Annotated in this window: 8 protein-coding genes; 3 read left to right on the top strand and 5 right to left on the bottom strand. The window is 52.8% G+C overall.

The features are described from left to right. Positions 1-100: 100 nt before the first annotated feature. Positions 101-5,428, bottom strand: coding sequence for a SusE domain-containing protein (locus QA596_06485; GenBank protein MDG5767104.1), 5,328 nt, complete (start codon positions 5,426-5,428; stop codon positions 101-103). A 385-nt stretch (positions 5,429-5,813) separates the two neighbouring features. On the opposite strand from QA596_06485, the gene QA596_06480 reads away from it, so the two are divergent. Genes QA596_06480 through QA596_06470 form a run of 3 tightly spaced genes read left to right on the top strand, consistent with a single transcriptional unit; the run spans position 5,814 to position 9,678 of the window. Further along, the gene (locus QA596_06480) at positions 5,814-6,527 is read left to right on the top strand and encodes a hypothetical protein (protein ID MDG5767103.1); all 714 of its coding nucleotides are present in this window, start codon (positions 5,814-5,816) and stop codon (positions 6,525-6,527) included. Between the two features lie 51 nt (positions 6,528-6,578). After that, positions 6,579-7,208, top strand: a complete 630-nt coding sequence (locus QA596_06475; protein ID MDG5767102.1) for a hypothetical protein — start codon at positions 6,579-6,581, stop codon at positions 7,206-7,208. Between the two features lie 49 nt (positions 7,209-7,257). Continuing rightward, positions 7,258-9,678, top strand: coding sequence for a TonB-dependent receptor (locus tag QA596_06470; GenBank protein MDG5767101.1), 2,421 nt, complete (start codon positions 7,258-7,260; stop codon positions 9,676-9,678). 92 nt (positions 9,679-9,770) lie between these two features. Here QA596_06470 and QA596_06465 read toward each other — a convergent pair whose 3' ends face one another. From QA596_06465 to QA596_06450, 4 genes are all read right to left on the bottom strand, one after another. Continuing rightward, positions 9,771-11,177, bottom strand: a complete 1,407-nt coding sequence (locus QA596_06465) for an amidohydrolase family protein (protein MDG5767100.1) — start codon at positions 11,175-11,177, stop codon at positions 9,771-9,773. A gap of 272 nt (positions 11,178-11,449) precedes the next feature. Next, the gene (locus tag QA596_06460; GenBank protein MDG5767099.1) at positions 11,450-12,610 is read right to left on the bottom strand and encodes an alpha/beta hydrolase; all 1,161 of its coding nucleotides are present in this window, start codon (positions 12,608-12,610) and stop codon (positions 11,450-11,452) included. 374 nt (positions 12,611-12,984) lie between these two features. After that, positions 12,985-14,460 (bottom strand): alpha-amylase, encoded by a 1,476-nt coding sequence (locus QA596_06455; GenBank protein ID MDG5767098.1) that lies wholly within the window; start codon positions 14,458-14,460, stop codon positions 12,985-12,987. 220 nt (positions 14,461-14,680) lie between these two features. Beyond that, positions 14,681-16,072: a serine hydrolase gene (locus QA596_06450; protein ID MDG5767097.1), complete on the bottom strand. Its 1,392-nt coding sequence runs from the start codon at positions 16,070-16,072 to the stop codon at positions 14,681-14,683. Positions 16,073-16,190: the final 118 nt, after the last annotated feature.

The raw sequence follows: 16,190 nt of genomic DNA, 5'->3' as shown, positions 1-16,190 counted from the left end.
GAATGATTATCCGCCAGATCATAAAGTAAACAATTGCAATGTCAGATTGAAAACCGGGGAAGGGGCCCCGGACGGCCCCAACCCACAGTGTGCTTATGCCTTACTTGACGAACATCATCTGCCGTGTCTCGACATGGCCACCGGCTTCGATGCGATAGAGAAATACTCCGCTCGACAATCCGCTGGCGTCGAAGGTCACTTCATGCCACCCCGATGCCCGGGTTTCGTTGAGCAGCGTGGTGATACGCTGACCAAGCACGTTGTACACCGTAATGTTAACGTGTGATTGCTCCGGAAGGGCGAACCGGATCTGTGTTGACGGATTGAAGGGGTTCGGGTAGTTTTGTTTGAGGAGAAAGTCATCCGGCTGTTCGGCGGGGGAGGAGGCCCCGGTAACCACGCCCCTGAGGAGAGTGATTTCATGCGGATTTGCGGCCCGGCGGGAGACATTGTCACGTTCTGCCAGTACGGTCCAGTATACTGAGAAGTCGGAGCCGATCTCAACCTGCTGTTCTTCAAGCAGCTGATCCAGATGCTCGAAGCTCAGTGACAGGGTGGGCTCAGCTCCTTCGTCGTCCGAATGCTCCTCAAAGAAGGGGGCGCGAAATGTCTGTTCGGTATCCATCATCACCGTATAGGTAACCGGATCATGTTCCGACAGTGCCGCTGATTCCCAGGAAAAATGGAGCTCATCATCGTTCAAGCCGTCAATTTCCATGCTGCTCTGGTCACCGGGTGCCTGAAGGGCAAACGCTCCCAGTGTGTTTTCGGGAATGATTTCAAATCCGCACCGAACCGCATCGCCCTCATCAATGAAAATGGTCGCGGTCTTCTCGTCAAGGTCGGCATCGGCCTCACCTTGTTCACAGACGATGTCAACCAGTTCAAATCCGTCCAGTAACGATTCAAGAGAAATGCGATAAATCGCGGCATCCAGCGGATAGAAAACTTTTGTATCAGACAGGTCACCGTTTTCGCCATGTGTCAGGCTGAAATTGCCGATCTGCGGATGTTCACTGCTGAACTCAAAAGATGCGCCATCGGTTGCGGGGGCATTCAGGTCAATCTGGATTTTGCCCTCGTCTTCCGCCAGATACTCCTGCATCTGCTCATTGGGGGATACGGAAACCATTCCGGCGGCATCCTCGACAAACCGCTCATCTTCGCTCATCACCAGGTCAAATATGCAGTTGTCCAGGATGGCGGGATTGGATATGCCGCGATCTTCACATACCTGCCGGGCATGTTCTCTGGCATCTTCGTCCAGATCGCTGGTGGTCACCAACCAGCCTGGAACACCGGGAACCTTGAACGTTTCGGTTCCGAATAGCGATTCACTCTGTGTGATGCGCCAACTGTCGCCAAATTCATGGTACAGCTCTGCATAAGAAAATGGGCGGATAAATTCGCGGCCGTCACGGGCGGTGAATACATTACTCCTTCCGTCATTACGGCCCAGCAGTCCTTCCATCCGGCTATCGAATCGTCCATCCAGAGTGATTTCAATTGCCAGCGCCCGGCTTCCGGTTACACTCCCCGTGGGTCTCTGCCAGGCGATGATGCGCGTTGTCTCACCGGGCCAGTCGATAATAAACATGTCACTGATCCAGCCGATGGTGGCGCCGCCTGACAATTCCATCGGCTCACCAGCCAGCTCATCCAAATCCTGAGGCGATCCGTTGATCTCCAGGGAGGCTTGATACGGCGGGGAATCGTCTTCCAGAATCACCACACGGTCACCGTTCACATCGATCGCAAAAGCGGTAAAAATGGTGAAGCGATCACGTCCCGGTTCCATTTTTTCCGTCCGTGCCTGGACTTCAAAATCTCCGTCCACAGATCGGGCGAGGATATATTCTCCGGCCCCGTGAAAGTCGTAGGCCAGGTTATCGAAGGTAAACAGGTGCGGATCACCCTGACCGCCGCCATCATAATCGCAATCATCATCGCATAACTCCGGATTATAGTTATCCGGGTGCTGGGGCATGTTGCAATCCTCATTTTGCAGATCATCGTAGCGGTCAAGTATGTTTTTAAAGCCTGATAGTGTTAGTGCTGCGGAGGTTGCCGACAGAGTCGCGCAGACACCCCAGCCGATGGGGTTTGACGCGCAGGCTGCTGCTGCCGCGACTCCCACAACAAACCCTGCTCCGATCGCTTCCGGCCCTCCGACCAAGTCCGAGGTTTCCTGTCCCACTTGCCCTTTAACAGAGTTACTATGGTCCCTTAACTCTTGCTGAAGATTCTGACTATCTGTGTAAAAATCTGGCTGACGCGGACCGGGGTTGCAAGGGCCGCCGGTGGTTTCGGGCAGGCTCATGGCTTCTTTCAATGCGGGGATGTTGCTGTCGATCAGGCCTTCCTCCTGCAATGCTGCAACGTAGACCAGAGTCGTGAAATGGAGCAACATATTGGGATCGGATGTTTCAAAGTCTCCGGTTCGCGTGAATTCGCTTGCCTCTGGAGGGAGCGTGGCAATTTCCGCCTCGATCGACCGTCCGAAAATATCTGACAAGTTTTGCTCTACAGTGAAGTCGGGCACTTCGATGCGCAACTCCAGCGACTGGGAGGAACCGGCCTGAAGCTGATATATCCAAAGGGGGATGACGGTTTTGTCATCAAGCTCATAGTAAGGAGCGGCCGTGGTAAGATCCTCGGGTCCGTCGTAGTCCGGCGATGCCAATGACTCTTCCATCCGGGGCGTAATATAGGAGCTTTCCACAATCTCAAACTCCAGATCGGCAGGCAGGTAGACATACAGCAGCATGTCGTATAGATCAAAATCTCCGCTGTTGCCGTAATTGATGTTAATTCGGGCGGTCTCTCCGGGAGAAAGTTGATTTTTCCCGTGTATATAGGTCCACAGTTCCGGAAACTCATCGTCTACCGTTGTCACGGTGAAAGCCTCCGGTGATTCGATCACCTCTCCGTCGGGATAAAATATTCTCAGATCCCTTGCCCCTTCCGGTTGATCCGTCAGGTTAAAACGCACGGTCATCAGACCGCTTCCGGAGACACTCAGCACCTGGCCGGGTATATCGTCGTGTTCGTCATGCACCAGGACAGCTTCCATGCCCTCTTCAAAATCAGTGCCATATATGCTTACCGTGGAAGGACCACTGTTGCTGGCCATTTCGGGTGAGAGTACCAGGTTTTCATCCTGCAGGAAGGATGCTTCCACTTCGATTTCAGCGGACATGCCACTCAGCGCCTGGTCTCCTTCCTGGAACTCTGCGGTGATGGTATGGTTGCCCGGCTCATTGTTACTGTACCAAAACTCCGCTTCGGTTTCATCGTCGCCGATCGTCACAGTCGTGATCTCATCCTCCGAATCTCCCTCCGGACTGTTATAAAACACAGGCTCTCCATCAGCGGAAAGCGTAAAAGTGGTCGGCTCTTCAGGGGCGGACGGGAATCCCTCCTGGTTGCGCACAATCAGCCTGTACGGCGTGTCAAGAACCCTGCCCACCAGGGCCTGGTCGCTTCCGATCAGAACAAGATCCTCCACCTCATCCATAATGAGGATTTCGACAGACTCCTGAACGCCTTCGAGTGTAGACTCTCCCTTCTCGTAGGTCGCGGTGAGTTCGTGCATCCCTCCGGCATTACTGATATAGTTGAATGACTGGGAAAAAGAGGTCAAATCTGTTCCGAGGGGTATGCGGATGATTTCGTTGCCATCCTGATCAAAAAACTGCCCGTCCCTGTCAGACTCCAGGCGAAACCAGGTGGTTTGATTCATGAGGGTTCCGTTGTTATCGCCTGTGACTTGAAGGACAACAGGTGCTTCGGAACCGGCATCAACCGAACTTAAAACAGCTTCCATTTCAAGGCCTGTGGGCGGATCTTCGATCAGCTCGAGCCTGATCAATCCGGGATACGAGTCTGCGACGGCTTCCCATCCACCCGGCTCGTTATAATCAAAGCCCTCCAGGTTTATTTCCGCTGCCGGACCGGTCATTTCATTGGACTGCAGTCCGGTAACATCGCCTTGTTCTCCCTCGCCGATGCCCTGATCCTGCTGTGTGGTTTGAATATCCCAGTAACTGGTTATGATTCCGTCGCCGTCCAGATTGTTTTCCCCGACCAGGCCTCCGGTGTGATTCTGACCTGTGACCTCGCCGGTGGCGTAACTGTTCCTGATTTTTTTTTCGAAAGAAATCCACGTCACCTCATCCGACCCGGGAAGAGATGGCTGCTCTATCTGCTGATTCAGAGGGGTTTCCGGGTTATTTGAATCTGTTGACTGTACTGAAAAAAAGCTGAACCCTTCAGGAGTAAAGGTGCCAACCAGTCCGCCTGTGCCATATTCTCCGCCGCCGGTCACGTTGCCGTGGGCATAGGTATCCCTGATGATGCCGTCCGAGAAGCCGGCCAGTCCGCCGACCGCTCCCGTACCGGAGACATCCCCTTCGGCGAAGGATGTAAGGATGGTGCCGAACATGGCATTGTATCCCACCAGTCCGCCAACCGCGATCTCGCCGCTCACGTTTCCTGTGGCATGGGAGTTGATGATCACGTCGCTGGGGCCGTTCTCTCCCACGAGGCCGCCAACCTGGTCACCGCCCTCGACGTTACCCGTCGCATAGGAGTCAAAAATTTGACCGGTATTGGTTGCGGCCAGACCGCCTGCGATGTTGTCCTGGGTAGTGACATCACCCGTGGCATGGGAATTGCGGATGATGCCATTATTTCTGGCTGCCATTCCGCCGGCCTGAATCCCTTCAATGTCAACTTCCGCATGGGATTGTGAGTGATGGATTTCACCGTGGTTGACTCCGGTCATGCCCCCTCCGCGACTCATGGAGTTGACCAGCCCGTCTGACCGGCTCTGGTCGATGACCAGCGCGTTGATACCGGCAATCATTCCGATTTCACGGTCACCGGCTACCCAGCCCGATACTTCGCTATTGTAGATCAGTCCGTTGTTGTAGCCTGCCAGGACACCGGTAACAGAATTTCCTATGACCTCGGCGTCAATCAGGCGAAGATTTTTGATATGTGCGTACTCGTTGGTCTTGGCAAATAAGCCGATCCCCTCGCTGTCAGGCCGCTGAATGGACAGCCCGGAAATGGTGTGGCCGTCACCGTCCAGTGTCCCCCTGAATGGTTTGTTATCCGAACCTGCTCCGGTTCCTTCAAAATATCCGATGGGTTCAAAACCTTCCGAGTCATTCCATCCTTCGGTTTCTGAAGCATCAATGTCATTGACAAGCAGATAATGTGCGTCCAGATCGTCCGAAATCTGCTGCAGCTGCTGGATGGTTTCGATATGCCAGGGGTCATCAATCGTACCCGATCCTCCGGCAAAGGAACTCTGTTGTGCCTGGGCAGGGAGCGTTGCCAATGCTGCGAGCCATAGGGTTAGAATGATCTTGACGTTATTTGTGTATCCGGTTCTTTGCGACGCGATAGCTTTTTGTCTCATAGAGGGAATGTGGGTTGATCCATAATTGCTCTCCGATTAAGGGGGTGAAGGGTAAAAAAAACCAATTGCGATGTCAAAAAAATCAGGACTTTGTGAGTAAGTTATAATGTGGTTTTTGAGGCAGGTATTCACTGAAGGGGCATTTTTTCATTACCCTCGTTTGGAAATGGCCGGCAAATGTGATAGTTTTTGCTGCTTATTTAGTCTTTGTCTAAATAAGGCGCGACAACGCACGGCCATTATTGCAGGTATCACAAGCCAAAACCATTAATGCCGGCTTGTGGCTCTGAAGCACCGGACACGAATCGGTGAAGAGCCGCTTGCAAGGGTTTATTCCCGCAGGCTGTGCAGTACAAAATTATTCAACTCCCAACTGAGTAGTATTATGAAGAGAAACTCTGCGGCACCAGCCGCCCTGATAACCATTATTGCATTTTCCCTGAGCTTAACCGCATGCAGCGACAGCAATGATGACCCTCTGTTTCCGGATCCTGCCGGCTTTTCCCTGGTCAACGAAGGCCTTACAATCGCTACCTACGAGAACGGGGTCTACGAGTACAATCCCGAGGGTATGACTCCCGATTTTGAATACGACGGGCGCCTGATGCTGAGCACGACCCACGAGGGTGGAACTCTCATGCCGCCGCGATATTATACCACGGACATTAACATTCGTTTTCATGATGCCAGGGGACATGTTATTGAGTACCCGGATGAGCGGCTGAGTGAAGACTACGCAGACATCAACCCGAAGGGAGAATACCGGCTTGAGTGGGAGTGGATCCATGACATCCATGAGCGGCATGCCAATCTTGAACTGCACAGTGACCATGGTTCGTGGCAGTTTCATATGCGCGCCGACCGACCGGGTGAAACCGGTATCATTTTCCAGTTGTACCGTTGCGAGGGAGAACGCGAACTGATCCAGACCGGAGATATGACGGACCCGAATAATCCCAGAAATTCCATCCGTCACTGCAGTGTTGCCGAGCAAAAGGTCTTTGAAGCCGGCACGCCCTTAATGATCTACGTGGACGATTATGAGGGGCTCACTGACGATGGACGATATCCTCACGGGCGTGATTACCGGATTCGCTAAGAGACCGCCCGGCCATCCACTGGAATACCAAGTAAGGAAATCCCATTCATAATGTTACTTTCACGATCTGACCCAAAACCGCTCCTGCTGCTTTTTGCACTCCTGATACTGGCCTTGCCGCTCAATGGATGTGAAGACAATCCGGTGGGTTCGGGGGGATGGGACCATGTGCCCGCTGTCGGTTATGAACTCGAGATGAATGGCAAGGTCCTGGTTTCCTATTTTCTGCGTGAATTTCTTTTTGATCCGACCGGCGCTCATGATGAGTATATCGTACATGACCAGGATATTTATGCCGGATCCTTTCTTGTTGGGGGCAAAGTCGTATTTCAGGAGCACCACCTGGATCCGAATTCCAGGAAGACGCCGGAGTTCACCATCTATTTCCTGGATGAAAACCGGGAGCGACTGATTGTTCCGGAGTTCTACAGGGACGGGGTGAGGAGTCCCGACGGTGAGTGGAATCTTGACTTTCAATACTTCCTGCCACGAAGCCGTGAGCAGCAACTTGATCCCGAAGAGCGCCCCTTTGAAGCGGTATATGATAAAACAAAAGAGACCTGGAAGTTTCATCTCAGGGGAAAATCTCACGGCGAGGGTGGTTTACGCATAAATTTATTCCATCTGGACCACTACGATATGACGTCCATCCCGCTACCGGTCAAAATGAAACTGGAGTAAGAACCGACCCTGGTGCCGTCTGGCGAGGATCAGAAATACATTGATTTCCATGCATAAGCTAATCCTGTTTTTTGCTCGCTTTCAGCTCATTGCCGCACTGTGCGTGTCGGTGGCATACGGGGCAACATTCCCAGAAGGCAGCGGTGTACAGGCAGGAACGCCAATCGCAGCGCCGGAGGCAACCGGAAGCTCGGGATCAATCCGGACAGAGACAGGAACCACGGAAGGGGGGGGAGCCGGTGTTTCAGCCACGGGCGTAATCCGCGGTGTCGTATATGATGTGGAGAATCGGGAACCGGTGCTTCTTGCCTCAGTCCAGATCCAGGACCTGAACCGGGGAACGGTAACCCGTGAAGATGGGGATTTTCAGCTTCGCAACCTCCCGGAAGGCTCACATACACTTCGCGTACAGCATGTGGGTTACGAAACAACACTGAAGGTGGTCAGGGTACAGAAGGACGACACCACAATGGTGAGAATTGGAGTTCGTCCCTCCATTTTTCAGACATCGGAAATTCGAATTACTTCCCAATACATCCAGGAGGATGAGATCACCACCCATGTCGAACGCGTACTGACAGGCCAGCGTCTTCGTCAGCAATTGGGGCGTACAATCGCCGAAACGCTGGAAGATGAAGCGGGTATGGCGCAACGCACCATGGGACCCGCACCGGCACGGCCCGTTTTGCGCGGCCTCGGCGGTGAGCGGTTGCTGATACTCGAAGATGGCGGCCGGACCGGAGACCTATCGGCGACCGCATCCGATCACGCCTTGACTATCGATCCCATGACCGCCGAGCATATTGAGCTGATCAGGGGCCCATCGGCATTAATTCACGGTTCCAACACAATGGGCGGCGTAATCAATGTGATCCGCGGCCAGATCCCGCATGATATTCCCGACCGTACCAGCTGGAGCGGAACCATGAAAGGAGAGTCGGTCAATAACGGATTCTCAGGTGGTGTGCGCGGATACGGGCCTGTCAGTGACCGGCTGCCCCTGGGCGATCGCATGGGGTTTCGATTTGATCTGTCCGGAAGAAGTACCAGCGACATGAACACCCCCGCCGGTATGCAATTGAATACCGCGATAACCACATTGAATGCATCGGCCGGTTTGGGCTATGTCGACAGCCGGGGCATGCTTGGTTTTTCGGGCAACATCATGGATATGAAGTACGGTGTGCCGGGCGGGGAAGGGCTTGCCGAAGCGCATCCGAATGGAGTGGATCTGGAAATGTACCGTCGCTATCTGGAGAGCCGGCTGAGGCGCAATTTCTCAGACAGCTGGCTCCGGAGGCTGGATGTCACCTGGAACTACTCTTATTATTCGCACAAAGAGCTTGAAAAACCCGATGACCCGAGCATCCGGCAACCTGTTGGAACCGAGTTCGGGGTACTCACGCACAATGCCAAAATTCACTTGCATCACAACAGCCTGTCCTTTTTTGACAGGGGAGTGATCGGGGTTTGGATGGAACACCGGGATTACGCTTCCGGCGGCCTGACCTACACGCCGGAGACGGTTGAGTATTCGGCTGCCGCCTATGCTTTTCAGGAACGTGATTTTGGGCGTTTCAATCTTCAGGCAGCGCTCCGGTACGATCATCGCCATCTTTCGCCCGAGGAGAAACGATCCATTTTCCTGCCGGCCGATATCACATCTCGAAATTATTCCGGGATTTCAGGCTCCCTGATGGGAACCTGGACACTTCGACCCGGGACGGAGATCGGGGCGACGGTGACCAGGACTCATCGTTCACCGATTATTGAGGAACTGTATGCCGAGGGTCCGCACCTGGCCAATTTCGCCTATGAAATCGGTAATCCCGAGCTTTCACGTGAACATGGCTGGGGAAGTGAGCTGTTCTTCCGGACCAGCCGTGACCGCTATCAGCTGTATTTGGCTCTGTTCCGAAATCAGATGGACAATTACATTTTTCCACAGGACACGGGAGAGCCTTCCATTCGAAGGGATGATCTGAATACGTTTCAGTTCACGGAAAACAAGGTCCTGATGGCCGGGGCGGAGGCAAGCTGGCAGGTGAGGCTGCAAAGCAGGCTTTTGACAGGCGGAACAGTCAGTTATGTCCGGGGTGATTTCATCGACGATGACTCCTCGTTTCCGTTTCTGGTGCTGGATGATCGCGAGGCCTCGGTCCCCATGATGCCACCACTCAACAGCCGCCTGTTCCTGGAGTTCGGAGACAGCAGCCTGAAAATCGGAGGCGCCGTACGCCTTGCCGCAGAACAAACCCGTACCGATCAGTTCGAAGAACCCACGGACGCATACGCCATACTGGATTTCTACAGCCAATACCATCTGAGCAGCGGCAACATGCTGCACACGTTTTCACTTACCGTTGAAAACCTGGCCGACACCGAATACCGTAACCACCTGTCGCGAATCAAATCGGTTATGCCGGAACCGGGGCGTAATGTAAAGTTGCTTTACCGGGTATATTTTTAGAGCCATCGCAAAGGGACTGTATGCGGCTTCCATGAAATGCGGCATTTGTGATTGCGGCATAGGAGAGACCCGAAGCCGAAAAGGCGAAAAACTCAAATGCCCGAGTGCAATCCTGCCCTTTCGAAAATGCCGTCCCGGGACCGAAGGGCCTGTGATGCGATCTGATCCAGGTCAGTGCGCACAAGTTTGCCCTTCCACTTCTTGATGTCGCCTGCTACCATCACCATATCCACATTGGTGCGGTCCATGCCCGTTACTACGGCGCCATATGGGGAATTTACCGGCATTGTGTTGATATGGCCGAGGGACAGCATCTGGATGTCGGCCTGCTTTCCAGGAGTGAGCGTACCGGTAAGATGATCCAGGCCGTTGTGTATCGCGCCGTTGACAGTCGCGAACCGGAGTATCTCTCTTGCGGTTAGTAAATCGGGCAAATCGCTTTCTCCGGCCCGGTCGCGAGCCAGAATCTGCATGCGTTGCAGTGTTTGGACCGATTGCATCTGTGTAAACATATTTCCGGGGACCGTGGTCTCCACATCTACGCTGAGGCTGGGCAGAATGCCATAGTCGAGGGTCTGCTGAATTGGCGGGATACCGTGCCCCATAATCATTTCAACCGGAGAGGAGATGGATACCCCTGTCCTGTTGGCCGCAAGCAGTTCCCACTCCTCATCCAACAGATTGCAACAGTGAATGCAAGTGACATCGGGTCCGAGCAACTCGGTCATCGGGAGCAAATCGCCCGTGCCGTTCACGTGCACGGAAATACGGACACCGGTTTCCCGCGCAAGTTCCCACTGTCCGGCATTGATTCCGGCTCCCAGCGCAAGGGTGAGAAGCGGATCATCCGGCGGAATAACCTCATCACGCAGACGGCGCAGATCATCCGGATATCGGTTTTCGGGGGTTGCATCGCCCGATCCGTACGCATAGAGCGCCCGAATTCCCGAATCTCTCAAGCCTCTGACGGCGGCATCGGTATGTGCCGGGGATTTGCCGATATGCGACCAGTCAAGCACCGTGGTAACACCGGCATCGATGGCTCCCAGGGCACTGATCAGAGTGCCGATGTGTGCATCATCGGGACGGTAAACGGGTCGCGCCTGACCAAGTACAACCCGCACATAGTCGCTGAGGAGCCCATCCGGCAGCATGTTTCGAATGCAGCCCTGCCACATGTGGCGATGTGAATCGACAAAGCCGGGCAATACAATGTGTCCGGCCGCGTCAATCACTTCCGCATCGCTGTTGACGGATGCGGCTACTGCTGATATAACGCCATCTTCCACAAGAACATCCGCCGAATCAAAATCACCCAGGTCATCGTCCATTGTGAGGACGGTACCGCCTTTCAGCAGGTAACGGCCGCTGTTCGGTACGGCGTTCGGCTGTGCGCTTCCGGATGAACCGGGAATAAACGGCAGGATGATTCCGGCGCCGGCCCCGATTAAAAAATCCTTCCTGGAGTGGAGCCTGGGTTGATTTGTTGATTGTGACATGACGGCCCTCTGTTTCATGTTGAAAAAGGCGGACACCATGATGTGCCCGCAGTTATCTGCACCGTACAGAAGAACAATCGGAAGGGATGAATTCGTACCGGGGAATATCAGAAGCAACCTGTATTTGCACAGATGCGTTCATTTATCCGGCCGTTCATGCCGAGCCATTCTCTGCTTATGGAAAAACCGGTCGGCACGAAATCCACCCAGGGAAGATTATGTGCGGCATTGTGTTGTGCGAATACAGAAAACAAGCCGCAGCCGACTTTTCATTACCCAGCATCGGGGTCACTTTGGCCGGCGGTCAGAAAACCGTTCACATCCAGCCAGTGAATAAACGCCTCAAACCATCGATTGCTGGTGCGGTCCGGGTTTCCGAGGCCAAAGCCGTGTCCGCCATTTTGATAGAGGTGAAACTCTACCGGTACTCCAGCTTCGAACCATGAGGAGATAACACCGAACTGGCCCTGGAAGAGAAAATCATCCGTGGCGATGACATTAAACATGGGAGGGGCGTTTTCAGGTACTTCAACCGGTCCCATGCCGCCATAAATTGGTCCGATGAAGGCAAGCTCCATACTGTTCGAATTGAGGGTGGCATGCATGGTAAGTCCGGCACCGGCCGAGAAGCCGATCATGCCCAGCCGCCGGGTATCGACGCCCCACTCTTCGGCCCGCTCCACAATCATGGCGTAGGCGGCCTCGGCATCCTCCAGCTGGTTGGACAGATTCGGGCCTGGTCGTTGCGGTGCTCCATTATCCCGGGGAGGGTCGGAGGGTTCGGCAGCCTCGTCAAAGGAGCGGTTCATCGAATCCCTGAAGTCGTCCAGTGACTCCGGAGTCGGGTGAAGTCGGTATTTGAGTACAAAGGCAGCAATTCCCTGCTCCGCAAGCGCTTCAGCAACCTGCCATCCTTCATTGCTCATCGAGAGCCATCTGAACGCACCACCCGGAGCTACGATGACGGCCGCGCCGTTTGCCTTGTCGGGATCAGGCAGGAACGGAGTGAGGGTGGCCTTTGAAATATTGCGTGCCATGGGGTCGCCCCACTGGCGGAACCAGGTTTCAGGCGCGGATTGACCTTCCACACCTCCGGTGCCGAGCGGAATGGCATTCGGCTCATCGGGGGTTTCAAGGGGATAAATGGTTCCGTCTTGCGCCTCGGTGCTGGCGGGGAACAGGAACACGGCTGAGGATAATGCCAGTAGCAGGATGAGCAGGGATGAAACCATCCGGTTTGGGAAATCATCCGTCATGGCAACAGGGTGTCTCCACTTGTCCATGTTGCTCCCGTTCTCCCGGCACGTCCATCCACCTGTCATGATTTGATGCAAGTTTTCCGGGATTCTGTAATTGGGCATCTCTTCATCACACTGTGGACAGAATACGGTTTCAAGGTTCACTCCCCAATTGCTGTCTTTACCGATTTTCATTATAAACTCCTTCTTTTGGTTTTATATGGATACCGGGCATTTTGAATTTTTTATGGTTTGCCGCACAAACGTTGGGCGTAATTATTTTTATGAGTTTGTACGGATACCTGGCATTTCCAGGTGTTTCAATTGCAATGGCATTCCCTGAATTGGTCAATTGACTGGTATCGTTAAAATGGGAGTAAATCAGGATAAAAGCGAGAGGCTTCTCTGCCATAATCAAAAAGCGGCGCGGTGAGCCTGGACACACCTCTGTTGCCTGGTGGGAAGGGAGTATAAAGAGGCGGATTTACTTCGCGAGCGAGTATTCGATCAGACGAAAATGGCGTACCTCACTTTCTGTCTGAGGATGTCAGATTTTCATTCCACAAAACTTATTCAGGAATCCAAACAGAAACAGATCCCCCTTTGCACAAAAACTCACCCCGGCCATCTTTATCGGTTTTAACACGTTTTGAGATGTGTTCGGTAATATCTCTGTATGAAGTATCGGGAGCACCGGTTACCATATGTTTTTTACTATCCTCACCATTGCTTAACAGCACTGCCATTCCCCGTGGATACTCATCGTTACCGGTTCGTGTCCATCCCACGCAGTTTGGGTGGTCAAAATAGTCATGCTGCTCACCCCATGCATGATCTCTGCGGGCCTTTAAAAAATTATCGATCATCCACTTATGGCTGGGCATATGGATCTCATGCTCATTGCCGTCTTTTCCGATGTCTTTATACGAAGTGCCATAATAATCTGCGGCAAACACACAGGGATAACCGTCGCGGCGCAACAAAATCAGTGCATAGGCCAGCGGTTTGAACCAGGGCTCAACAACCGATTCAAGGGATTGAAGTGGTTGTGAATCATGATTACTTACCAGAGTAACAGCAAGGGTAGGGTGTGTTGCCACCAGTGCATTGTCAAAAATTCTTTGCAGGTCATAATCCTTTCCCTGCTTTCCTGCAGCAGCAAAATTGTAATGCAATCCCACATCAAACAGCATCATACCGCCATCGGTTTGCTTTATGAAACGGTTTTTGGCTTCACTTTCTCCCGACCAATACTCGCCTACGGCAAAAAGATCGCGTTTGCTGTGGTTACGCATATGGTTCAACCAGTCCAGAAAAAAGCTTGATTTCACATGCTTCACCGCATCAAACCTGAAACCATCGATACCGGTAGTTTCAAGATACCATTCACCCCAGTAGAACAATTCCTTTTGTACATCAGGGTTGTTAAAATCGAGATTGCAACCCATAAGGTAATCAAAGTTGCCTTTTTCGAGGTCCACGTTTTCGTCAAAAGACTTGCCCTCAAAAAGATAAATGGCATCACTCTTTTCATCCAGGGCATTGTAATCAGCGGCATTAAAATGCCACCAGTGCCAGTGCAGTTCAGAGTATTTTCCTTTTCTTCCCGGAAAGGTAAAGTTTGTCCAGGCTTTTATGGCTTGCAGCTCGCCAATGACTTCGTGCCTGTTCTCAGGATTGTAGGGAGTCGCTTTGAACTCTTCCTGATGATCAGCGCCCAGTTTATGATTGAAAACAATATCGGCATAAACTCGTAATCCTGCCTTTTGTGCTGTTTTAATGGCTTCAAGATATTCATCGCGGGTTCCATACTTGGTGCGCACTGAACCTTTCTGGTCAAACTCACCCAGATCAAAAAGATCATATACTCCATAGCCTACATCATCAGCTCCCCCGGTACCCTTGTAGGCGGGAGGAAGCCATACAGAGGTTATGCCGGCTTCGACAAGCTCATGAGCTTGCTCGGAAAGTTGCTTCCATAACGTGCCATCGGCAGGAGAGTACCAGTGGTAATACTGCATCATTGCACCATTATAATCTGCCATAATTATCTATTTATAAGATTGTTCTCTTTTGCTTGTGCAAGAGAGGGCCATTTTCGCAATAAACGGAGGAATAGAAGTTATATGCGAAAAGTTATTGTGTTTAATTGATGATTGAAGTTTATAATCTGCGTGCAAGTGAATTCCGCACCATTATGACTTGTTGTATCTGCTCACTACCGACCGGATCGCAGGGTTCGCAGGGTGTCGGTACAATTGAACATCACGCCCGCATACGTGGGAGCCACCGCCCAAACAGATGTAGCGCTTGGACCCGATCATGACTGTCGCGCTCAAAATATCCCGTAATTCCCTTTAATGGACCGTTTGCGAAGACATACCGACCTGCATCTCCACTCGCAAGCGAGGCATGAAGGACCGTGGGCTCCGATTGTGGCACTTCTGCGCTTTCCGACATCAGCGCGAGTAATTCCGGCTCGTCGGAAACCGTGAAAACAAGCTCTCCAAACTCACTGACGGTCACCGTACACCGCATCCCACGTGCGCCATACACTCCCGAATAAGATTCGAGATCCGAAGGTGCTGCAGAAACCGGTTGCATTTCTTCCTCTGCAAGCCCGGTACAAGCTGCCAGCACGCGCTTCGTCGCGACCTGGCTAAGCGCCATACCGCCGGGACTTGAATTGGTCAGAAGAGCAAATGCCCAGTCATGTTCCGGGAGGAACGACAGACTGGCCTCTTGTCCATGCGTGCTGCCACCATGACTTACCAACCAGGCATTACCAACCTTGCTCAGGAACCAGCCAATACCGAACGCATCGCCAAATGCGCAACCGGGCATATGCACCGTGGGCTCATGCATCGCATCCAGGCGTAATTTACTGGGCATCTGCTGCTTGTAAATATCATGACGAGCGCCGTACAAATGAAATTTCCCCCAAGCAAGAAGATCGGCGATACTGGAAACAAGTCCACCGGCCGCGGCGCCATTACGAGGCAGCCCCCAGGGCCTCGCTACCTCCATTGTGTCATCATCCTTGGGCTTGTGACCTACGGCGAAACGCCGCGTCATCACTTCATCCCGGAAGAAGAACGATTCGCGAAGCCCGAGAGGATCCAGTATGAGGCTTTTGATCGCAGACTCATAGGTATTACCGGTGACCTTCTCGATAACCCGGCCGGCAAGACAGAAGGCCGCGTTATTGTATGAAAACACTCTTCCCGGTCTGGTCAACTGCTCAAGTTCATTCAGACGATCGACCAGGCGTGCCAGCGCGTCATCACCTTCGCCCGTATCCGGAAAGAAGTCGCCTTCCCAGCCTGCCGTATGATTAAGCAACTGCAGCAGAGTAACTTCGTCGCCAACTGCAGCATCCTTCACGGTGAGGTCCGGCACATAACTGCGCACCGGAGCCTCGAGGTTTACACGTCCATCAGCCTCCAGAATAATCAGCGCGGTTGCTGTAACGGTTTTACCTATGGAACCTGCCTGAAAGAGTGTACGAACATCGACCGGCAACCTGTTCTCGATGCTGGTTACTCCGTGGCAGGCGTATGTCGCTTCTCCCCGGTACCAGAGACCCGCGGCAGTTCCTGGTACGCCGAACTCGTTGGCCAGTTCGGTAATCATATCCTGTAATTCTTGTCTGTTCATTCTTGCACCCTGCCCTTAAATGTATTCCAACCCTTATGGCTTGCCAAATAAGCGTTTAAGCCTTTGTTTAAAAAGAGTAAACCAAGTTTTACGGCGGAAATACGGTAAAAACCAAAAA

The organism is Balneolales bacterium ANBcel1 (assembly GCA_029688905.1).
In the GTDB taxonomy this organism is placed as follows: domain Bacteria; phylum Bacteroidota; class Rhodothermia; order Balneolales; family Natronogracilivirgulaceae; genus SLLW01.
Note: the sequence above shows the minus strand (reverse complement) of the source record. Positions and strands in the feature narration are given on the sequence as shown.